Genomic DNA, 216 nt, shown 5'->3' with positions numbered 1-216 from the left:
GATAGCGGATAGTACCGTGAGGGAATGGTGAAAAGTACCGCGGGAGCGGAGTGAAATAGTACCTGAAACCGTGTGCCTACAAGCCGTGGGAGCGTCGCTGTGTGTGCTTGCACATACAGTCGTGACTGCGTGCCTTTTGAAGAATGAGCCTGCGAGTTTGCGGTGTGTTGCGAGGTTAACCCGTGTGGGGAAGCCGTAGCGAAAGCGAGTCCGAAT

General features: G+C 55.1%; 1 rRNA gene. It reads left to right on the top strand.

Features of this window, described 5'->3' with window-relative positions:
• A 23S ribosomal RNA gene (locus CU044_RS03985) occupies positions 1-216 on the top strand; the annotation flags it as partial.

This window comes from Streptomyces sp. L-9-10 (assembly GCF_004151105.1).
In the GTDB taxonomy this organism is placed as follows: Bacteria; Actinomycetota; Actinomycetes; order Streptomycetales; family Streptomycetaceae; genus Streptomyces.
Note: the sequence above shows the minus strand (reverse complement) of the source record. Positions and strands in the feature narration are given on the sequence as shown.